Below are 19,091 nucleotides of genomic sequence, written 5' to 3'. Positions count from 1 at the left end.
TTACCCCGCCGCCCGCGCATTCGCCCGATGCGCCAGCGTCCGCAGCACATACGCCGCCGCTGCGAACCCGAAGCTCGCCGTCACGCAGACGCTCGAACCGAACCCCGCGCAGTTGAGCCCGACCGGCCCGTGATGGCCCGGCGAGGTCGTCACGTGTTCGGCCTCGTTGTCGACATCGCACACCGCCGCTTCCGGATAGATCAGCGGTTCGTCGGAGTACACCGCGCTCACCTTGAAGCGCGCCTTCGGCCCGCGCGGAAAGCCATGATGCTTGCGCAGTTGCCCGCGCACCTTCGAAAGCAGCGGGTCCTGGATCGTCAGCGCGAGGTCGTCGATGCGGATACGCGTCGGGTCGAGCTGCCCGCCCGCGCCGCCCACGGTGATGAGCGGCACGCGATGCTCCACGCACCACGCGATCAGCGCGGTCTTGGTGCGCACGCTGTCGATGGCGTCCACCACGTAATCGAATCCGCCGCCCAGCAGCGCGTCGAAATTCGACGGCTCGACGAAGTCCTCGACGAGCCGCACGTCGCAGGCCGGATCGATCAGCTTGATGCGCTCGGCCATCGCCTCGACTTTCGGCTTGCCGTAGTTGCCGTCGAGCGCGTGAATCTGGCGGTTGGTGTTGCTTTCGGCGACGTTGTCGAGGTCGATCAGCGTGAGCGTGCCGATGGCGCTGCGCGCAAGCGCCTCCGCCACCCACGAGCCCACCCCGCCGATGCCGATCACGGCAATGTGCGCGCGCTCGAACGCATCGAGGGCGGGTGCGCCGTAAAGCCGCGCCACGCCGCCGAAGCGACGGGCCCGGTCAGCAACATCCGCGGCGAGGCTCGCGGTAAGATCAGCGGGGCCGGCGGCGCCGGCGACAGGGGAAATCGGGGTACTGGACATGGCGGTAGCAATCGTAAGCGGACCGGCGCACTGCCCCGGTCCTCGCGAGACCCGTATTTTGCCTGATCGCGCCCGAGCTGGCCGGACGCGGCCGCATCGCTGCGGGTCCGCCGCCGTGGGCAGGCCGCCGAACCGTCGTTCGCGTCCCTATTTCCGCCTCTTCGATATACTTGTTCGCACTGAAGCGTCTGCATAAAACATGACCTCCCTCGCCGACCTCCGCAAGAACTACTCGCTCGGCTCGCTCGACGCCGCCGACGTCGACCCCGATCCCATCCGCCAGTTCCACACCTGGTTCGCCCAGGCGCTGGACGCGAAGCTGCCCGAGCCGAACGCCATGACGGTCGCCACCGTCGACGCGCAAGGCCGCCCCGCCGCGCGCATCCTGCTGATCAAGGGCGTGGACGAGCGCGGCTTCGTGTTCTTCACGAACTACGAAAGCCGCAAGGGCCGCGAACTGGGCGCCAATCCGCACGCAGCGCTGCTGTTTCACTGGGTTGAACTCGAGCGTCAGGTGCGCATCGAAGGCGCGGTCGAAAAGACCAGCGAGGCGGAAAGCGAGGCGTATTTCCAGTCGCGTCCGCTCGGCTCGCGCATCGGCGCCTGGGCGTCGGAGCAGAGCGCGGTGATCGAAAGCCGCGAGCAGCTCGAAGCGCGCGAGCGCGAAATCAGCGCGCAGTACGGCGAGAATCCGCCGCGTCCGGCGCATTGGGGCGGCTATCGCGTCGTGCCGACGGCGATCGAATTCTGGCAAGGCCGTCCGTCGCGGCTGCACGACCGCATTCGCTACGTGCGTGAGCACGCAGCCGACGCCTGGCGCATCGAGCGCCTCGCGCCGTAAGGCATCAGGCACATCGCTTCAAACGCGCCGCCCACGCGGCGCCGTATCAGCCACACCCGCCGTACCCCGGCGCGGCGACCGACGCCGCCGCGCCGCCCCGTTTTGGCTTCATCGCTGGCATCGCAATTCGCTTGTGTCTTTGGGCTTCACTCGTTCATCGGACAGGGAGAAAACGCATGTTCTGGGAGAAAAAACTCGCGCAATGGGTCGACGAAGTGCGCAACAAGGCCAACCTGCCCGCGCGGCTCGTGCTCTGGAGCGGTCAGCAATACGACTTCGGGAATTTCGCCGCGCCGCAGGTCACGCTGAAGGTCAATAGCGCGGCGGCGCTGCCGCTGCTGCTCGAACCGAGCCTCGACAATCTCGGCGAGGCCTACGTGAAGGGCAAGATCGACATCGAAGGCAAGCTCGCCGACATCATCAACATCAGCTATTCGCTCGCCCGCAACACGGTCACGAGCGCCAGCAAGCTCGCGCGCGTGCGCCGCTATTTCACGCACTCGAAGACCACCGACAAGCGCGCGATCCAGTATCACTACGATGTCTCGAACGACTTCTACAAGCTGTGGCTCGACGAGAACATGGTCTATTCCTGCGCCTACTTCGAGAACGGCGACGAAGACCTCGCCACCGCGCAACTGAAGAAGATCGATCACATCCTCACCAAGATCCAGTTGCAGCCGGGCCAGACGCTGCTCGACATCGGCTGCGGCTGGGGCGCGCTCGTGCTGCGCGCCGCGCAGAAGTTCGGCGCGCGCTGCGTGGGCGTGACGCTTTCGCAGAACCAGTTCGATCTCGCGACGCAGCGCGTCAAGGACGCGGGCCTGCAGGACCGCATCGAGATCCGTCTGCAGGATTACCGCGACGTCACGGGCCAGTTCGATCGCATCACGAGCGTGGGCATGTTCGAGCACGTCGGGCGCAAAAATCTGCCGGGCTACTTCACGAAGGTGCGCGAACTGCTCGCCGACGACGGCGTCGCCATGAATCACGGCATCACGTCGAGCGACGCGGAAAGCGGCGAGACAGCGCTGGGCGGCGGCGAGTTCATCGACCGTTACGTGTTCCCGGACGGCGAACTGCCGCATATCGGCCTCGCGCTCGAAGCGGCGCAGCGCGGCGGACTGGAGGCGGTTGACGTGGAGAGCCTGCGCCGTCACTATGCGCACACGCTCGACCTCTGGGCGGACAATTTCGAGGCGCGCGCGCAGGAAGCGAAGCAACTCGTCGACGACGAGAAGTTCCGCATCTGGCGCGTCTATCTGGCCGGCTGCGCGTACGCGTTCGAGCACGACGACGTGTCGATCTATCAGATCGTCTGCCGCAAGGCCGGACGCAGCGCGACGACGCTGCCCTGGTCGCGCCGCTACATGTACGAGAAGCCGCTGTAACACGGGGCGACGGCGCGGGCGGCGCGCAATACGGATTCGCCGCCCGTCCGCGCCAGGCGAACGGCGCTTTTTTGCCACCGGCCTTTCGCCACTGACTAGACGAGCATGAACGAACGCGACGACGGCCTTTTCGGCGCCCTGGAGAACGACGGTTCCGGCCTCGCGCCTGAGGGTGGATCGAGCGCCGGATCGACCACACGCCGACCGCGCGAACGCCGCGCCGCGCGCGCGGTGGACACAACGCACAGGGCCGAACCGCCGCAAACCGATCTGTTCGGCTTCGTGCCGCCCGAACTGCCGAAGCGCGCCAAGACCGCCGATGTCGCCAACGCAAGCTCCGACAGCGACCCCGCGCCAAAACCGAAACGCCCCAAACCCGCCCCCACGTCCGAATCCGGCGATACCCCGCCCGCCCCGAAGCGCCGCGCGCGCGGCGTGCTGCCCGCCGAACTCGCGCAAGACGTGCTCGATCTCGGCGCCGAACTGCCCGCAGGCGTGCGTCTGGGCACGTCGTCGTGGTCGTTTCCGGGCTGGCGCGGCCTCGTCTACGGCGACGACTACAGCAACTCGAAGCTCGCCCGCGACGGTCTTGCCGCTTACGGCGCGCATCCGCTGTTGCGCTCGGTGAGCATCGACCGCTCGTTCTACGCGCCGCTCACGGTCACCGACTACCTGCGCTACGCGCAGCAGGTGCCGGACCACTTCCGCTTCATCGTCAAGGCGCCCGCGCTCATCACCGACGCCAGCGTGCGCGGCGATCGCGGCGAGCCGGTTTCGGCCAATCCCTGCTTCCTGAACCCCGAACTGGCGGCGCGCGAATTCGTCGAGCCGTGCCTCGCAGGACTCGGCGCGAAAGCGGGCGCGCTGGTGTTCCAGTTTCCGCCGCTGACCGACCAGTTGCTCGCCGATCCGACGACCTTCGTCGAGCGCCTCGCCGCGTTTCTGGCCGCGCTGCCGCCGCTTCCGGCACCGGCCGCCGACGCCGCGCCGGGCGATGCGACCTGCTACGCCGTCGAGATCCGCGACGCCATCCTGCTCACGCCGCGCTTCGTGCGCATGCTGCGCGCGGCGGGCGTGCGCTACTGCGTGGGTCTGCACGCGCGCATGCCCGACCCGCTGCGCCAGGCCGCCGCGCTCGCGCTGATGGACGGCGAAGCGCCCGCCGGTCCGCTGATCGTGCGCTGGAGCCTGCACAGCGGCTTCAAGTACGAGCAGGCGAAGGCGCGCTACGAGCCGTTCGACAAGCTCGTCGATGAAGACCCGCACACGCGCGACGCGCTCGCCGAACTCGCGGCACGCTACGTGATCGCGGGCCAGCCGGTACTGATCACGACCAACAACAAGGCCGAAGGCTCGGCGCCGCTGACCTGCCAGAAGCTCGCGCGCGCCATCGCCGATGAAGTGCAGCGTCTGCGTGCCGAAGCGGCCACCGATGTCGCCGACATCGCCGCCTCCATCGATTCGTCCGCGCAATAAAAAACGGCGGACGCCGCAAAGCGCCCGCCGTTTTCATCGGCTATCCAGTCGGAAGATCAGTCAGCCTTGAGCCGATGCGCGAACTTCTGGCGGAATTTCGCCACCTTCGGCGCCACCACGAACGCGCAGTAGCCCTGATCCGGGTGCTGCGCGAAGTAATTCTGGTGATACGCCTCGGCCGGGAAATAGTTGCCGTCGAGCGGCAGCACCTGCGTGACGATCTTGCCGTCGTAGACGCCCTCGGCCGCCAGCTCGCGAATGGCCTGTTTGGCGATGTCGCGCTGCGCGTCCGAATGCGTGAAGATCGCCGAGCGGTATTGCGTGCCGACGTCGTTGCCCTGACGGTTCAACTGGGTCGGATCGTGGATCGCGAAGAAGATGTCGAGAATCTCGCGATAGCCGATCTTCGCGGGATCGAAATCGACCTTCACGACCTCGGCGTGGCCGGTTTCGCCGTCGCAGACCTGCTCGTAGGACGGGTTCGTGGTGTGGCCGCCCGCGTAGCCCGATTCGACCGCGAGCACGCCGTCCACGCGCAGAAATACCGCCTCGAGGCACCAGAAACATCCGCCGCCGAGGGTGGCCGTTTCGACTGTCTGACTCATGCTGAACTCTCCTGTGATGGGGCGCCGGCGCTGCGCCGCGCCGGCTTCGCACGCCGCGCATGGCGCCACGCCGCCCCAGGTAACCCGGCGCGCGAGTGGGTGTACAGCCTGTCGCGCGCCGCTTTTCGCTAAAATTGGGGCAATCCGCTGAAATTCCACATGACTTTGCTGATCGCCACCCATTACGCCGAAGGCGCGCAACGATGACCCGCCGCGCCAGCCCGCCCAATTTCGACGCCGCCGCCTTCCGCCGCGCGCTCGGCCAGTTCGCGACCGGCGTCACGGTCATCACGACCCAGGCGCCCGACGGCTCGCTGATCGGCATCACCGCGAGTTCGTTCAACTCGGTGTCGCTGACGCCGCCGCTCGTGCTCTGGAGCCTCGCCACGCGCTCGGCCTCGATGCCGGTGTTCCGCAGCAACAGCCATTATGTGGTGAATGTGCTCGCGGCGTCGCAGCTCGACCTGTGCAAGCGCTTCGCCACCGTGAAGGGCGACCGCTTCGAAGGCGTTTCGCACGCGGCCGGCGACACCGGCATGCCCGTGCTCGACGGCGCCATCGCCTGGTTCGAATGCCACAACCGCAGCCGCTACGACGAAGGCGACCACGTGATCTTCGTCGGCGAAGTGGAGCGTTGCGGCGTGCGCGAGGATCTCGACGCCGACTCGCCGCTGGTCTTCCACGGCGGCGGTTTCCATCGGCTGCAATCGCTTTAGGCGGATCGCAGGCACGATCCGCCGCGCCAACGCCAAGGGCCGCTCGAAGCGGCCCTTTTTACATCGGCGCGTGCAAAAACGTCAGACCGGTGCCGTCTTCTGCTCGGCGCGCTGCGCGATCAGATCGACGGGCACGCCCGCCTCCACCTTGAGCGTCGTGAGCACGATGTTCGAGCGGATGTCCATCACGCCGGGCGCCTTGTAGAGCTTGTTGAGCACGAAGTCCGAGTAATGCTTAAGGTTGTGCGCGAGCACCCGCAGCAGGTAATGCGTTTCCCCGGTCACGACGTACGCTCCCACCACCTCCGGCCAGTCGCGCAGCGCCGTCACGAAGCGCTCGTGCCAGCTTTCCTGGTCGTTGCGCATCGACACCTGCACGAAGGCTTCCATCTCGAAACCGAGAATCTCCCGGTTCAGACAGGCGCGATAGCGCTCGACCACGCCTTGCTCTTCGAGCAGGCGCAGTCGCCGCAAACACGCGGACGGCGACAGTGAAATGCGTTCGGCCAGATCGAGGTTACTGATGCGGCCCTCGTTCTGCAGCACGGAGAGAATCCGGCAATCGGTAGCGTCGAGCGAGATAGCGTTCATATTTGGTCTCCTTTCCCGTCTTGTAACAAATTATGTGCCAAGAACTGTAGCTTGCGGCGTTTTTTTCGCAAGCACATTTCGCGGCGGGTTGCCTATCATTCGAAAAATAACGAGACAACCTTGTCAGCAAGATGAACGACCTCTGGGACATTTCCCCGCCCATCCACCCTGCAACGCCCGTCTGGCCGGGCGATACGCCCGTAACCGTCGAGCGCGTCTGGCGCATGGAGGCGGGTTCGTCGGTGAACGTGGCACGCGTCACGCTTTCGCCGCACACCGGCGCGCACACCGACGCCCCGCTCCATTACGACGCCGAAGGCGCACCCATCGGCGAGGTGCCGCTCGATACGTATATCGGCGCGTGCCGGGTGATCGACTGCGTCGGCGCGACGCCCGTCGTGCTGCCCGAACACGTGCAGGCCGCGCTGGACGGCATCCCGCCGCGCGTGCTGCTGCGCACTTACGCGAGCGCGCCGCAGGATCGCTGGGACAGCGCGTTCTGCGCGGTCGCGCCCGAAACCGTCGATCTGCTCGCGGCGCACGGCGTACGGCTGATCGGCATCGACACGCCCTCGCTCGACCCGCAGGAATCGAAGACGATGGACGCGCATCACCGCATCCGCGCGCATCGCATGGCGATCCTCGAAGGCGTGGTGCTCGACGCCGTCGCGCCCGGCGACTACGAACTCATCGCGCTGCCGCTCAAATTCGCGACGCTCGACGCCAGCCCCGTGCGCGCCGTGCTGCGCGCGCTGCCGGCATCGGCAAACTGACTCTCCTCCCCACCGGAATTGCATCGACCATGAACGACCGACACGCAGCCCTCGCGCTCGACCGCGCCGACCCGCTCGCCGCGCGGCGCGACCAGTTCGCGCTCGCGCCCGATACCATTTATCTCGACGGCAACTCGCTCGGCGTGCCGCCGAAAGCGAGCGCCGCGCGCGCCCAGGCCGTGATCGGCGGCGAATGGGGCGAAGGCCTGATCCGCAGCTGGAACACAGCGGGCTGGTTCGCGCTGCCGCGCCACCTCGGCAACAAGCTCGCGCCGCTGATCGGCGCGGCCGAAGACGAAGTCGTGGTCACCGACACCATCTCGATCAATCTCTTCAAGGCGCTCTCCGCCGCGCTGCGCGTGCAGAACGCGCGCGATCCGAAGCGTCGCGTGATTGTCTCGGAACGCTCGAATTTCCCGAGCGATCTGTACATCGCGCAAGGCCTGATCGAGCAGCTCGATCGCGGCTACGAACTGCGTCTCGTCGACGACCCGAGCGAATTGCCCGCGGCGATCCGCGAGGACGTCGCCGTCGCCATGATCACGCACGTGAACTATCGCACCGGCGAAATGCACGACATGCGCGCGCTCACGGAGCACATCCACGCGCAAGGCGCGCTCGCGCTCTGGGATCTCGCGCATTCCGCGGGCGCGGTGCCGGTCGATCTGAATGGCGTGAACGCCGATTACGCGGTCGGTTGCACGTACAAGTATCTGAACGGCGGCCCCGGCTCGCCCGGTTTCGTGTGGGTGCCCAGGCGCAATCAGAACACCTTCTCGCAACCGCTGTCGGGCTGGTGGGGGCACAAGTCGCCGTTCGAAATGAATCCGCAATATCGTCCCGACGACGGCATCGGCCGCTATCTGTGCGGCACGCAGCCGATCATTTCGATGGCGCTGGTCGAATGCGGCCTCGACGTGTTCCTGCAAACGGGCATGCCGGCGATCCGCGAAAAATCGCTCGCGCTGACCGATCTCTTCATCGAACTGGTGGAGACGCGCTGCGCCGGTCTCGACCTCACGCTCGTCACGCCGCGCGAGCATGCGCGCCGCGGCTCGCACGTGAGCTTCGAACACCCGCACGGCTATGAAGTGATGCAGGCGCTGATCGCGCGCGGCGTGATCGGCGACTATCGCGAGCCGCGCGTGCTGCGCTTCGGCTTCACGCCGCTCTACATCGGTTACGCCGATGTCTGGGACGCCGTCGAAACGCTGCGCGACGTGCTCGCCACGGAACAATGGCGCAAGCCGGAATTCGCCGCGCGCGGCGCGGTGACCTGAGGAACGCACGATGAACGACCACATGCAGATTCCCGGCGTGCCCGAAGAGACGAATGCGTCGAACGACGCGCCGCGCGGCGGTTGTCCGTTTGGGCATGGCGCGGCGACGGCAGCGGCACCGGCTCACACGGAGGCAGCACCGGCCGCCGAACAGGGCGACGGCTGGCACGACGCGCAACTCGACTTCTCGAAGTCGATGAGCTACGGCGATTACCTCGGCCTCGACAAGGTGCTCAACGCGCAGCATCCGCTCTCGCCGGATCACAATGAGATGCTGTTCATCGTCCAGCATCAGACGAGCGAGTTGTGGATGAAGCTCGCGCTCTACGAACTGCAAGCCGCGCTCGCGAACGTGCATCGCGACGCGTTGCCGCCCGCGTTCAAGCAGCTCGCGCGCGTCTCGCGCATTCTCGAACAACTGGTGCAGGCGTGGAACGTGTTGTCGACCATGACGCCTTCGGAGTACACGTCGATGCGGCCGTATCTGGGCGCTTCGTCGGGCTTCCAGTCGTATCAGTACCGCATGATCGAGTTTCTGCTCGGCAACAAGAACGCGCAGATGCTCAAGCCGCACGAGCATCGACCCGAGATCCACGCGCAGGTGAAGGCGACGCTCGAGGCGCCCTCGTTCTACGACGAAGTGATCCGCCTGCTCGCGCGGCGCGGGTTCGCGATCGCGCCCGAGCGGCTCGCGCGCGACTGGACGCAGGCGACGGAGCACGACAGCAGCGTCGAGGCCGCGTGGCTGGAGATCTACCGCAATCCGTCGAAGCACTGGGATCTGTACGAAATGGCCGAGGAACTCGTCGATCTCGAAGACGCGTTCCGCCAGTGGCGTTTCCGCCACGTGACCACGGTCGAGCGCATCATCGGCTTCAAGCAGGGCACGGGCGGCACCAATGGCGCGCCGTATCTGCGCAAGATGCTCGATGTCGTGCTGTTTCCGGAGCTGTGGCACGTGCGCACGGTGCTGTGACGCGCGACGCTCGCGCGCCGTAAACGACATCGCGCCGGTTCGGCGGGCTTCTTTCGGGAAGCCTCGCCGAACCGGCGCGATGGTTTCAGACTGCGTTCTTAGCCGGCTGGACCCGCTCAGACCACCACGGTCTGCGCTTCGCCTTCCTTGCTTTCGCGCACGACGCCGATCTTCCAGACCTGCTCGCCCGCCGCCGCCAGCAGCGACGCGGCCGCATCGGCCTGATCCGCCGCCACGATCACGGCCATGCCGATGCCGCAGTTGAACACGCGGTGCATTTCCGCGTCGGCGACACCGCCTTCCTTCTGCAGCCACAAGAACAGCGGCGGCAGCGGCCATGCCGCGTGATCCAGTTCAGCCGTGAGGCCTTCGCGCAGCACGCGCGGAATGTTTTCGACCAGACCGCCGCCGGTGATGTGCGCCATGCCCTTCACGTCGACGGTTTCCATCAGCTTGAGCAGCGGCTTCACGTAGATGCGCGTGGGCGCCATCAGCGCGTCGCCCAGCGAGCGGCCGTCGAAGTCGGCGTTCAGGTCGGGATTCGCGCGCTCGATGATCTTGCGCACGAGCGAGAAGCCGTTCGAGTGGATGCCGCTCGACGCGAGGCCCAGCACCACGTCGCCGGGGACGATCGTGCTGCCGTCGATGATCTTGCTCTTTTCCACGGCGCCGACCGCGAAGCCCGCGAGGTCGTATTCGCCGTCCGGGTACATGCCCGGCATTTCGGCCGTTTCGCCGCCGATCAGCGCGCAACCCGACAGCTCGCAGCCCTGCGCGATGCCCTTCACGACCGTGGCCGCCGTGTCGACGTCCAGCTTGCCGCAGGCGAAGTAGTCGAGGAAGAACAGCGGCTCGGCGCCCTGCACGAGAATGTCGTTCACGCTCATCGCGACGAGATCCTGGCCGACCGTATCGTGTTTGTTCAGATGAAACGCGAGGCGCAGCTTGGTGCCCACGCCGTCGGTGCCCGAAACGAGCACCGGTTCCTTGTAACGCTTCGGCACTTCGAAGAGCGCGCCGAATCCGCCGATGCCGCCCATCACGCCTTCGCGCAGGGTCTTCTTCGCAAACGGCTTGATGCGGTCGACGAGCGCGTCGCCCGCGACCATGTCGACGCCGGCGTCGGCGTAGGAGAGGCCTTGCGCCTGATTAGCGGGGCCGGATTTCGGTTGATTCATGGGGAAGTGCCAGAAGGTCGGTAAAATGCGATTTTAACCGATTGCAGGTGCCCCGCCGCCGCGGCTGGGGCGAGTATTTTGGAGACGGGCGGCGAGACGCCGCCAGGAATGCGCCGGCCGCGTGCTGTCAGCCCCGCTGAGCCGCGCCCGGACACGCATCGAGCACGCCTGGGCGCGCGCATGCCGCACGATCGCGCCCGTCCGCCAAACCGCGCTCCAGAACCGGAAACCACGATTTGTCGCCGAACACACCGATTTTCACGCCGTATCAGCGCCAGGCCTTCATCTGGGCCGCGCTCGCGCTCGCCTTCGGCATCGTGCTGTGGCTGCTGCGCCCGGTCCTCACGCCCTTCCTGCTCGGCGGCCTGCTCGCCTACATCCTGCAGCCGGGCGTGGCGTGGCTCGTGCGCCGCCGCGTGCCGCGCGGCCTCGCCGCGCTCGCCATGATGCTGCTGTTCGCGCTGCTCGTGACGATGCTGGTCGTGCTGCTGCTCGCGGTGATCCAGAAAGAAGGGCCGCAACTGAAACAGCAGGTGCCGGCGATGATCACGCATCTGCACGACTGGCTCACGCCCAAGCTCGCGTTTCTCGGCGTCAGCGATTCGATGCTCGACTTCCAGAGCCTGCGCGACCTGATCACGAGCCGCGTCGAAGGCAGCGCGCAGACCATCGCGCTCTACGCGTGGACGTCGATCCGCACCAGCAGCAACGTGGCGATCGAAGTCGTCTCGAACGCCGTGCTCGTGCCGCTCGTGCTGTTTTATCTGCTCTACGACTGGAACGCGATGCTGGTGCGCGTGCAGACCTTCATCCCGCGCCGCTGGTTTGGGCGCACGATGGAGCTGGCGGGCGAAATGGACCGCATGCTCGCGCAATATCTGCGCGGCCAGTTGCTGGTGATGGCCGTGCTGGCCGCGTTCTACGCGATCACGCTGTCGATCGCGGGCTTCGAAGTCGCGCTGCCGGTGGGCGTGTTCACGGGCCTCGCGGTGCTGATTCCGTATCTCGGCTACGCGACCGGCCTCGTGCTCGCGCTGATCGCCGCGCTGCTCCAGTTCGGCAACTGGTACGGCTTCGGCGCGGTGGCGCTGATCTACGGCGTGGGCCAGGTGCTCGAGGGCTTTTTCCTCACGCCGCGCCTCGTCGGCGAGCGCATCGGCCTGCATCCGCTCGCGGTGATCTTCGCGTTGCTCGCGTTCGGGCAACTTTTCGGCTTCTTCGGCGTGCTGCTCGCCTTGCCCGCGAGCGCGATCCTCTCGATCGCGCTGCGCGAACTGCGGCGCAGCTATCTCGCGAGCGCGCTCTACAAGAACTGACTTCCGCCAGACAACCGTGCAGCGACAGTTAACGCTCGATCTCGGCACCCCGCCGCCATCGACCTTCGACAACTTCCACACCGGCGCCAACGCGGAGCTGGTCGCACGCCTGCGCGGTCTGGACGCCGCGCTCGCCGCGGGCGCGCACGCCGCCGACCCGCAGGCCGACCGCACGTTCTACATCTGGGGCGAACCGGGCAACGGCCGCTCGCATCTGCTGCACGCGCTCGCCTGCGAGACGCCGCCCGGACGCGTGCGCTATCTCGGACCGAAAAGCGGCCTCGCCGCCTTCACCTTCGACGCGCGCGTGCCGATCTACGCCGTCGACGACTGCGACTCGCTCTCGGGCGCGCAGCAGATCGCGCTGTTCAACCTCTTCAACGAGGTGCGCTCGCATCCGGGCACGGCGCTGGTCGCCACCGGCAACGCCGCGCCGATGGGCCTCGCAGTGCGCGAGGATCTGCGCACGCGCCTCGGCTGGGGCCTCGTGTTCCACCTCGCGCCGCTCTCGGACGCGGGCAAGGCGGCCGTGCTCAAGCACGCGGCGCGCGAACGCGGCATCAATCTCGCCGACGACGTGCCCGCCTATCTGCTCACGCATTTCCGCCGCGACATGCCGAGCCTGATGAAGCTGCTCAATCAGCTCGACCGTTTCTCGCTCGAACAGAAGCGTGCGGTGACGCTGCCGCTGCTGCGCACGATGCTGGCGAAGGGTGACGGCGAAGACGCGGCGAGTGGCGACGAAACAGCGCTGGAAAGCGGCGACGAAGGCTTCGGCGAGACTGATGCGCTGTTCGGCAGCGAGACGGACGACGACGCGGCTGAATCCGCTGAATCGACCGCATCGGCCGAATCCCCAGAATCCGTCGATCACGACGCGCCTCAAGCCCCGAACGAACCCACCGCGCCCACCGCCCCCGACTTCGCCGCCCCGCGCGGCGTCGAACTCGAACTGTTCCCGAACGAGCCAGCCGGCGAATCGGCGCAGGAAGCCGGTTACGAAGCGCCCAAGCCGCCCGCGCTGCAACCGCGCACGCCGCTGGGCGCGCCGCCGTTCCAGCCGCCGACCGACAACGTCGAAGGCGAGCTGGGCGCGCCGTTCCGCGCGGTGGTGCACCGCGAGCTGGGCACCGAGCTGAAGGGCGAAGTGGAAGCCGACGTCAGCGACGAAATGAGCGGCGAACTGAACGGCGACCTCGATCCGCCCGCCGCCGATCCGAACGCCCCGGCCAATCCGGCCCATCCCGCCGCGCCCGCCGATCCTGCTGCCGCCGCGGCCCAAACCGAACCCGCCGTCTCGCCGGACGAGCACGACCCGGCACGCTCCGGCCCGAATACCGCGCAGTCCGAACCCGGCGCATCCCAGCAGACCCCGAACGCCCCCGAGCGCCCCGGCTCGCCGCCCGACGCGGGCGCGGGCAACGGCTTCACCCGCTTCAAGTAAAATGAGCGCCCATGGCTAATCTCGCACTTTTCGATCTCGATCACACGCTGATCCCCACCGACAGCGACCACGAATGGGGCCGCTTCATGGTGAAGCTCGGCATCGTGGACGCCACCAGCTTCGCCGAGCAGAACGACCGCTTCTACGCCGACTACAAGGCCGGCAAGCTCGACATCCACGCTTACCTCGTCGCCATGCTCACGCCGCTCGCGAAGTATTCGCGCGCGCAGCTCAAGACGTGGCACGACCAGTTCATGCACGAAGTCATCCGTCCGGCCATCCTGCCGGCCGCGCTGGAACTGGTGCGCGAGCACAAGGAAGCGGGCGATGTGTGCTGCGTGGTCACGGCCACCAACGAGTTCATCACGGCGCCCATCGCCGAGGCGTTCGCGGTGGACAAGCTGATCGGCTGCGAGGTCGAAACCGTCGACGGCCATCCGGCCTCGGGCTTCACGGGCCGCCCGACGGGCACGCCGAGCTACCGTGAAGGCAAGATCGTGCGCGTCGAAGCGTGGCTCGCCTCGCTCGGCAAAACGTGGTCGGACTTCGAGCACAGCTACTTCTATAGCGACTCGCACAACGACATTCCGCTGCTCGAAAAGGTCACCGACCCGATCGCGACCAACCCCGACGACACCCTGCGCGCCCACGCGCAACAAAAGGGCTGGCGCATCCTCGATTTGTTCCAGGCATCGTGATCAAGAAATTCATCCGCAAGCTGTTCGGCCAGGACGACAGCGCCGCCGCGCACGACGACGCAGGCGCGCAAGCCGCAGCCTCCCACTCCGCATCCGACGACGAAGCCGCGCCCCGCACGCGCCGCAAGCCCGCTGCAAAGTCCGGCACGCGCGCCACGCTCACCAAGCCGCGCGCCGCCATGGGCGCGAGCGAGCCGATCTCGCCCGTGATCCTCTCGGCCGACGTGCACGGCATCAACCCGTCGCTGATCTCCCGCAACGCCGTGCGCGTGACCGAAGGCCTGCAGCAAGCGGGTTTTCGCGCGTTCATCGTCGGCGGCGCGGTGCGCGACCTGCTGCTCGGCGTCGCGCCCAAGGACTTCGACGTGGCCACGGACGCCACGCCCGACCAGGTGCAGAAGCTGTTCCGCCGCGCGCGCATCATCGGCCGCCGCTTCCAGATCGTGCACGTGCAGTTCGGCCAGGAAATCATCGAAGTCTCGACTTTCCGCGCGCTCGTCGATGCACCGCCGCCGCCCGCCGAATCGGCTCCGCCGGCCAAGCGCATGCGCCGCGACGAACTCGACCGCAAGACGCACCACGTCGACGCGAGCGGCCGCGTGCTGCGCGACAACGTCTGGGGCGAGCAGCACGAGGACGCCACGCGCCGCGACTTCACGATCAACGCGATGTACTACGATCCGGCCACGCAAACCGTGCTGGATTACCACAACGGCATGGCCGACATGCGCGCGCGCCTGCTGCGCATGATCGGCGACCCGGCCACGCGTTATCGCGAAGATCCGGTGCGCATGCTGCGCGTGGTGCGTTTCGCGGCCAAGCTCGGTTTCGACATCGAAGAAAACACGCGCGGTCCGATTCAGGATCTCGCCGACCTCATCAACAACGTGCCCGCGGCGCGTCTGTTCGACGAGATGCTCAAGCTGCTGCTCTCGGGTCACGCGCTCGAATGCCTCAAGTGGCTGCGCAAGGAAGGCCTGCATCACGGCCTGCTGCCGCTGCTCGACGTGGTCCTCGAACAGCCGCAGGGCGAGCGCTTCATCTCGCTCGCGCTGTCCAGCACCGACGCGCGCGTGCGTGCGGGCAAGCCGGTTTCGCCGGGCTTCCTGTTCGCCACGCTGCTCTGGCACGACGTGCAGCAGCGTCTGCAGCAATACACGGCCGAGGGCGAATTCCCGGTGCCGGCGCTGCACCGCGCGATGGACGACGTGATCGACGCGCAAACGGAGAAACTGGCGATCCATCGCCGCTTCTCGTCGGATATGCGCGAAATCTGGGGCCTGCAACTGCGCCTCGAAAAGCGCGGCCGCAGCGCCATCAAGCTGCTGGAGCATCCGCGTTTCCGCGCGGGCTATGATTTCCTGCTGCTGCGCTGCGAATCGGGCGAGCTCGACGCCGAAATCGGCCAATGGTGGACCGATTTCATCAGCGGCGACCCGACCGCGCGCGAAACCCTGCTCACGCAGGGCGGCACGAAAGAGCGTTCGCCGCGCAAGCGCCGCCGTCGCGGCGGAGCGAAACGCAAAACGGGCGAAGCCGCGGTGGGCGCCGAAAGCGCCGACGCGGATGGCTCGTTCGGCGACGACGGCAACCCGCACGAGGACTGACGCCATGCAAGGCGCGGCAAAGTGCGGTAAGGTCCATCGTCAACCGCAACGATAGTCGGAAGTGAAGCCATGACGGTTGCCTGGCTGGGAATCGGCGCGAATCTGGGGGATGCGCGCCAGACCCTCAAAGACACGGTGGTGTGCCTCGCGCAACAGCACTCCATCACCGTGCTCGCGAAATCGAGTCTGTACCGCACCGCGCCGATCGACGCGGGCGGCGACGACTATTTCAACTGCGTCGTGAAGCTCGACACGCGGCTCGCCGTGCGCGAGCTGCTCGGCCTGTGTCACCGCGTCGAGCATCATTTCGGCCGCGAACGCCCCTTTCGCAACGCGCCGCGCACGCTCGACATCGACATCCTGCTGTACGGCGGCGAGATCATCGACGAACCCGATCTCATGGTGCCGCATCCGCGCATGACGGTGCGCGCGTTCGTGCTCGCGCCGCTCGCCGAGGTCGATCCCGAACTGGAGATTCCCGGCAAGGGCCGCGTGAGCGACTTCCTGCCCGGCGTGGCCGACCAGCGCATCGAGAAGATGAAGCCGCTGTGCCAGTGTCTGGGCATGGCGTCGCAGGCGCCGGCCGACGCATCGTCGAACAGCGCCTCCGCCAGCACGACGGTCGCGACGCCGGGCACGCCCACGGGCCGTTGCGGATGAGCACGCCGCTACCCGTCGTCACCGCACGCGCGGCCCGTCCGGCGTATCAGTACATCGCGATCGAAGGGCCGATCGGCGCGGGCAAGACCGCGCTCGCCACGCGTCTGGCCGAACGCTGGTCGATGCAGACCCTGTTCGAGTCGCACGCCGACAATCCCTTTCTCGAACGCTTCTGGCGCGACGCCTCGCGGCACGCGCTGGCCGCGCAGCTCTCGGTGGCCCTGCAGCGCGAGCGCCTCTCGCACGAAGTGGCCGCGCGCCGCGCCGCCGGTGTGCCGCTCGTGACCAATTTCCTCGCCGAGCGCAACGACGTGTTCGCGCGCCTCACGCTCCCGGAAGACGAACTGCCGCTCTATCGCGCGCTGGCCGAACGGCTGCCCGCGCAGACGAGCGCGCCCGACCTCGTCGTCTATCTGCAGGCGAGCCCGGAAGCGCTCTACGCGCGCATCCAGAAGCGCGCGGTGGCTGCGGAGCAGCACATTTCCGATGCCTTTCTGCGTAGCCTCTGCGACAGCTACAACGAATTTTTCTATCATTACGACCATGCGCCGGTGCTGACCGTCGGCGTGGAAAATCTGCACCCGCTCGATTCCGATGCGGACCTTGCGCTGATCGCCGAACGTATCGAAACCATGCGCGGCCGCAAGGAATCCTTCGTCAAGGGCACGTCGCTCTAAGCGGCGCGCTCCTCTCCGGTTTCTCTCTTTTCCAAACGGATTCCCCATGACTTACCTGCAGGAAACGAGCCGCAGCGCGGTCACCGTGCCCAAACTCCAGGCAATGCGCGACGCGGGCGAGCGCATCGCCATGCTGACCTGCTACGACGCGAGCTTTTCGGCGCTGTGCGACCGTGCGGGCGTCGATTCCGTGCTGATCGGCGACTCGCTCGGCAACGTGCTCCAGGGCCACACGACCACGCTGCCCGTCACCATCGACGACATCGCCTATCACACGGCGTCGGTGGCGCGCGCGCAGCCCAAGGCGCTGATCGTCGCCGATCTGCCGTTCGGTACCTTCGGCACGCCCGAAGACGCCTTCGCGAACTCGGTCAAGCTGATGCGCGCGGGCGCGCAGATGGTGAAGATCGAGGGCGGCGAATGGCTCGCGCCCACCGTGAAGATGCTGGTCGAGCGCGCGGTGCCCGTGTGCGCGCACATCGGTCTTACGCCGCAGTCGGTGCATGCGTTCGGCGGCTTCAAGGTGCAGGGCAAGAGCGATGCGGGCGCGACGCAACTGATCCGCGACGCGCTCGCGCTGCAGGACGCCGGTGCGCAACTCGTGGTGATCGAAGCGGTGCCGGCGGCGCTCGGCACGGAAGTCACGAAGCAGCTGCGCATTCCGACCATCGGCATCGGTGCGGGCGTCGAGTGCTCGGGACAGGTGCTGGTGCTGCACGACATGCTGGGCATTTTCCCCGGCAAGCGTCCGCGTTTCGTGAAGGACTTCATGACGGGTCAGCCCGACATCGAATCGGCCGTGCGCGCCTATGTGCAGGCCGTCAAGGAAGGCAGCTTCCCCGGTCCCGAACACGTGTTCTGACGCGTTCTGCTGACGCGTTCTGATTCAGCCGATGCACGCGCGGGCCGCACACGCCCGCGCCCGTTCCCTCCCCTCTCATTCCGCCCATTCCGGGTCGCACGTGAACATGATCGTGAGCCAGCGGTGCGCTTCGTCGCCGCCGATGGCCCGGCCGATCTCGTCGCGGATCGCGTCCCATTCGGCGAGCCGCTTCGCCGGCATCTCGGGCGGCACCACGAAATACAGCTCGATTTCGCGCGACCGCCCCACTTTCGCCACGTAGGCGCGGTGATACTGGAACGCGTAACGCTCGACGAATTTCACGGCGATCGCATCGACCTGCGCCTTGAGGTCGGCGGGCGCCACCAGCAGCATGTCGAGCAGCGCCTGGCGGATCTCCGCGAGCGGAATCGGCATGATGACCACGCAGACGAAGGCCAGCGCCGCAGGGTCGATATACGGCGTGTAGCTTGCCCACGCCGTGCCTTCGATCGCGTAGCCCGCGCCGAACGCGATCAACAGCGCCGCCGTGATGCCCGCCGACATGATCCACGACTTGATGTCGAGCCGCAGGAAGTCCGAGCGGATGCGCCGGTTGGCGCGCACTTCGAGCAGGGCCATCGCCGCGCAGACGCTCACCGTCAGCACCGCGTAGACCAGCGCCGGGCCGAAGTGCAGCGCGTGGCCGCCGCCCAGCAGGCTCGTGATCGCGTTGATCAGCGCATAGACGGTGACCGCGACGAGCAGCGTGCCGTTCAGCGCGAGCACCATCGGTTCGAGATGCCAGAAACCCATCGTGAAACGCTCGCGCCATTTGCGCGGCAAATCGACGTCGACGGCATGCGAGGTGATCAGGCGGACGACGGCGAGCGCGAGCGCGCTCATGCTGGCGTCGACGAGCGAGTAGACGCCGTCGAAAATGATCGAGAAAGAGCCGGAAAAGAGGCCGAACAGCACGCCGCCCGTGGCGATCAGCAGCGTGGTGGCGATCGAGAGGCGCAGCACGGCGCTCTCGTCCCGCATGTTCAAGAAGGAAGGTCGTGCCATGCCGCCGCTCTCCGCGGCCCTGCCGGGGCCAGGCAGCTAGCAGGCTAACCGAGGCGCGCGAAATCTGTCGCGCGCCTGTCCGG

General features: G+C 67.1%; 18 protein-coding genes and 1 pseudogene. 14 read left to right on the top strand and 5 right to left on the bottom strand.

All coding sequences use genetic code 11. The annotated features are described in order from the left end of the window. Complete coding sequence (gene tcdA, locus BMY06_RS04060) at positions 1 to 891, bottom strand: tRNA cyclic N6-threonylcarbamoyladenosine(37) synthase TcdA (protein WP_065057182.1); 891 nt, start codon at positions 889 to 891, stop codon at positions 1 to 3. Positions 892 to 1,090: 199 nt separating this feature from the next. On the opposite strand from tcdA, the gene pdxH reads away from it, so the two are divergent. From pdxH to BMY06_RS04045, 3 genes are all read left to right on the top strand, one after another. After that, positions 1,091 to 1,732 carry a pyridoxamine 5'-phosphate oxidase gene (pdxH, locus tag BMY06_RS04055; RefSeq protein ID WP_065057181.1) on the top strand — a complete coding sequence of 214 codons (642 nt, stop codon included), beginning with the start codon at positions 1,091 to 1,093 and terminating at the stop codon, positions 1,730 to 1,732. Between the two features lie 176 nt (positions 1,733 to 1,908). After that, positions 1,909 to 3,123: an SAM-dependent methyltransferase gene (locus BMY06_RS04050; protein WP_065057180.1), complete on the top strand. Its 1,215-nt coding sequence runs from the start codon at positions 1,909 to 1,911 to the stop codon at positions 3,121 to 3,123. A 105-nt stretch (positions 3,124 to 3,228) separates the two neighbouring features. Continuing rightward, positions 3,229 to 4,599, top strand: coding sequence for a DUF72 domain-containing protein (locus BMY06_RS04045; protein WP_080180177.1), 1,371 nt, complete (start codon positions 3,229 to 3,231; stop codon positions 4,597 to 4,599). A gap of 56 nt (positions 4,600 to 4,655) precedes the next feature. On the opposite strand, the gene msrA is transcribed toward BMY06_RS04045, so the two are convergent. Continuing rightward, complete coding sequence (gene msrA / locus BMY06_RS04040; protein ID WP_074981607.1) at positions 4,656 to 5,204, bottom strand: peptide-methionine (S)-S-oxide reductase MsrA; 549 nt, start codon at positions 5,202 to 5,204, stop codon at positions 4,656 to 4,658. Positions 5,205 to 5,407: 203 nt separating this feature from the next. On the opposite strand from msrA, the gene BMY06_RS04035 reads away from it, so the two are divergent. Further along, on the top strand, positions 5,408 to 5,920 hold the full coding sequence (locus BMY06_RS04035) for a flavin reductase family protein (protein ID WP_065057178.1): 513 nt from the start codon (positions 5,408 to 5,410) through the stop codon (positions 5,918 to 5,920). 81 nt (positions 5,921 to 6,001) lie between these two features. On the opposite strand, the gene BMY06_RS04030 is transcribed toward BMY06_RS04035, so the two are convergent. Next, complete coding sequence (locus BMY06_RS04030; RefSeq protein WP_065057177.1) at positions 6,002 to 6,511, bottom strand: Lrp/AsnC family transcriptional regulator; 510 nt, start codon at positions 6,509 to 6,511, stop codon at positions 6,002 to 6,004. A gap of 131 nt (positions 6,512 to 6,642) precedes the next feature. Here BMY06_RS04030 and kynB point away from each other — a divergent pair, with 131 nt between their 5' ends. The 3 genes from kynB to kynA are packed head-to-tail and all read left to right on the top strand — an operon-like array spanning position 6,643 to position 9,540. Continuing rightward, positions 6,643 to 7,284 carry an arylformamidase gene (kynB, locus tag BMY06_RS04025; protein WP_074981605.1) on the top strand — a complete coding sequence of 214 codons (642 nt, stop codon included), beginning with the start codon at positions 6,643 to 6,645 and terminating at the stop codon, positions 7,282 to 7,284. A gap of 29 nt (positions 7,285 to 7,313) precedes the next feature. Then, positions 7,314 to 8,564 (top strand): kynureninase, encoded by a 1,251-nt coding sequence (gene kynU, locus BMY06_RS04020; protein ID WP_074981603.1) that lies wholly within the window; start codon positions 7,314 to 7,316, stop codon positions 8,562 to 8,564. 10 nt (positions 8,565 to 8,574) lie between these two features. Beyond that, positions 8,575 to 9,540, top strand: coding sequence for a tryptophan 2,3-dioxygenase (gene kynA, locus BMY06_RS04015; protein ID WP_074981601.1), 966 nt, complete (start codon positions 8,575 to 8,577; stop codon positions 9,538 to 9,540). 116 nt (positions 9,541 to 9,656) lie between these two features. Here the strand turns inward: kynA and purM are convergent, their stop codons facing one another. Further along, positions 9,657 to 10,718: a phosphoribosylformylglycinamidine cyclo-ligase gene (gene purM / locus BMY06_RS04010; RefSeq protein ID WP_074981599.1), complete on the bottom strand. Its 1,062-nt coding sequence runs from the start codon at positions 10,716 to 10,718 to the stop codon at positions 9,657 to 9,659. A gap of 236 nt (positions 10,719 to 10,954) precedes the next feature. On the opposite strand from purM, the gene BMY06_RS04005 reads away from it, so the two are divergent. The 7 genes and pseudogenes from BMY06_RS04005 (at position 10,955) to panB (ending at position 17,982) form a co-directional block, all read left to right on the top strand. Further along, complete coding sequence (locus BMY06_RS04005; protein ID WP_065057172.1) at positions 10,955 to 12,034, top strand: AI-2E family transporter; 1,080 nt, start codon at positions 10,955 to 10,957, stop codon at positions 12,032 to 12,034. Positions 12,035 to 12,050: 16 nt separating this feature from the next. Next, positions 12,051 to 12,773: pseudogene (hda, locus tag BMY06_RS04000) on the top strand (DnaA regulatory inactivator Hda); the annotation flags it as partial. A 716-nt stretch (positions 12,774 to 13,489) separates the two neighbouring features. Next, a complete protein-coding gene (locus BMY06_RS03995; protein ID WP_065057171.1) occupies positions 13,490 to 14,176 on the top strand; it encodes a histidinol-phosphatase in 687 nt (228 codons plus the stop codon). Beyond that, positions 14,173 to 15,783, top strand: coding sequence for a polynucleotide adenylyltransferase PcnB (gene pcnB / locus BMY06_RS03990; RefSeq protein ID WP_074981597.1), 1,611 nt, complete (start codon positions 14,173 to 14,175; stop codon positions 15,781 to 15,783). Before BMY06_RS03995 ends, pcnB begins: the two co-directional genes overlap by 4 nt. A 69-nt stretch (positions 15,784 to 15,852) precedes the next feature. Then, positions 15,853 to 16,443, top strand: coding sequence for a 2-amino-4-hydroxy-6-hydroxymethyldihydropteridine diphosphokinase (gene folK / locus BMY06_RS03985; protein WP_074981595.1), 591 nt, complete (start codon positions 15,853 to 15,855; stop codon positions 16,441 to 16,443). Continuing rightward, complete coding sequence (locus tag BMY06_RS03980) at positions 16,440 to 17,120, top strand: deoxynucleoside kinase (protein WP_065057168.1); 681 nt, start codon at positions 16,440 to 16,442, stop codon at positions 17,118 to 17,120. The genes folK and BMY06_RS03980 overlap by 4 nt, the downstream gene beginning before the upstream one ends. A gap of 46 nt (positions 17,121 to 17,166) precedes the next feature. After that, the gene (gene panB / locus BMY06_RS03975) at positions 17,167 to 17,982 is read left to right on the top strand and encodes a 3-methyl-2-oxobutanoate hydroxymethyltransferase (RefSeq protein ID WP_074981592.1); all 816 of its coding nucleotides are present in this window, start codon (positions 17,167 to 17,169) and stop codon (positions 17,980 to 17,982) included. Positions 17,983 to 18,057: 75 nt separating this feature from the next. On the opposite strand, the gene BMY06_RS03970 is transcribed toward panB, so the two are convergent. After that, positions 18,058 to 19,008 (bottom strand): cation diffusion facilitator family transporter, encoded by a 951-nt coding sequence (locus BMY06_RS03970; protein ID WP_074981590.1) that lies wholly within the window; start codon positions 19,006 to 19,008, stop codon positions 18,058 to 18,060. Between the last annotated feature and the right edge of the window lie 83 nt (positions 19,009 to 19,091).

It is taken from the genome of Paraburkholderia tropica, from assembly GCF_900109265.1.
GTDB classification, from domain to species: Bacteria; Pseudomonadota; Gammaproteobacteria; order Burkholderiales; family Burkholderiaceae; genus Paraburkholderia; species Paraburkholderia tropica.
This window is presented reverse-complemented; position numbering and strand designations above follow the sequence as displayed.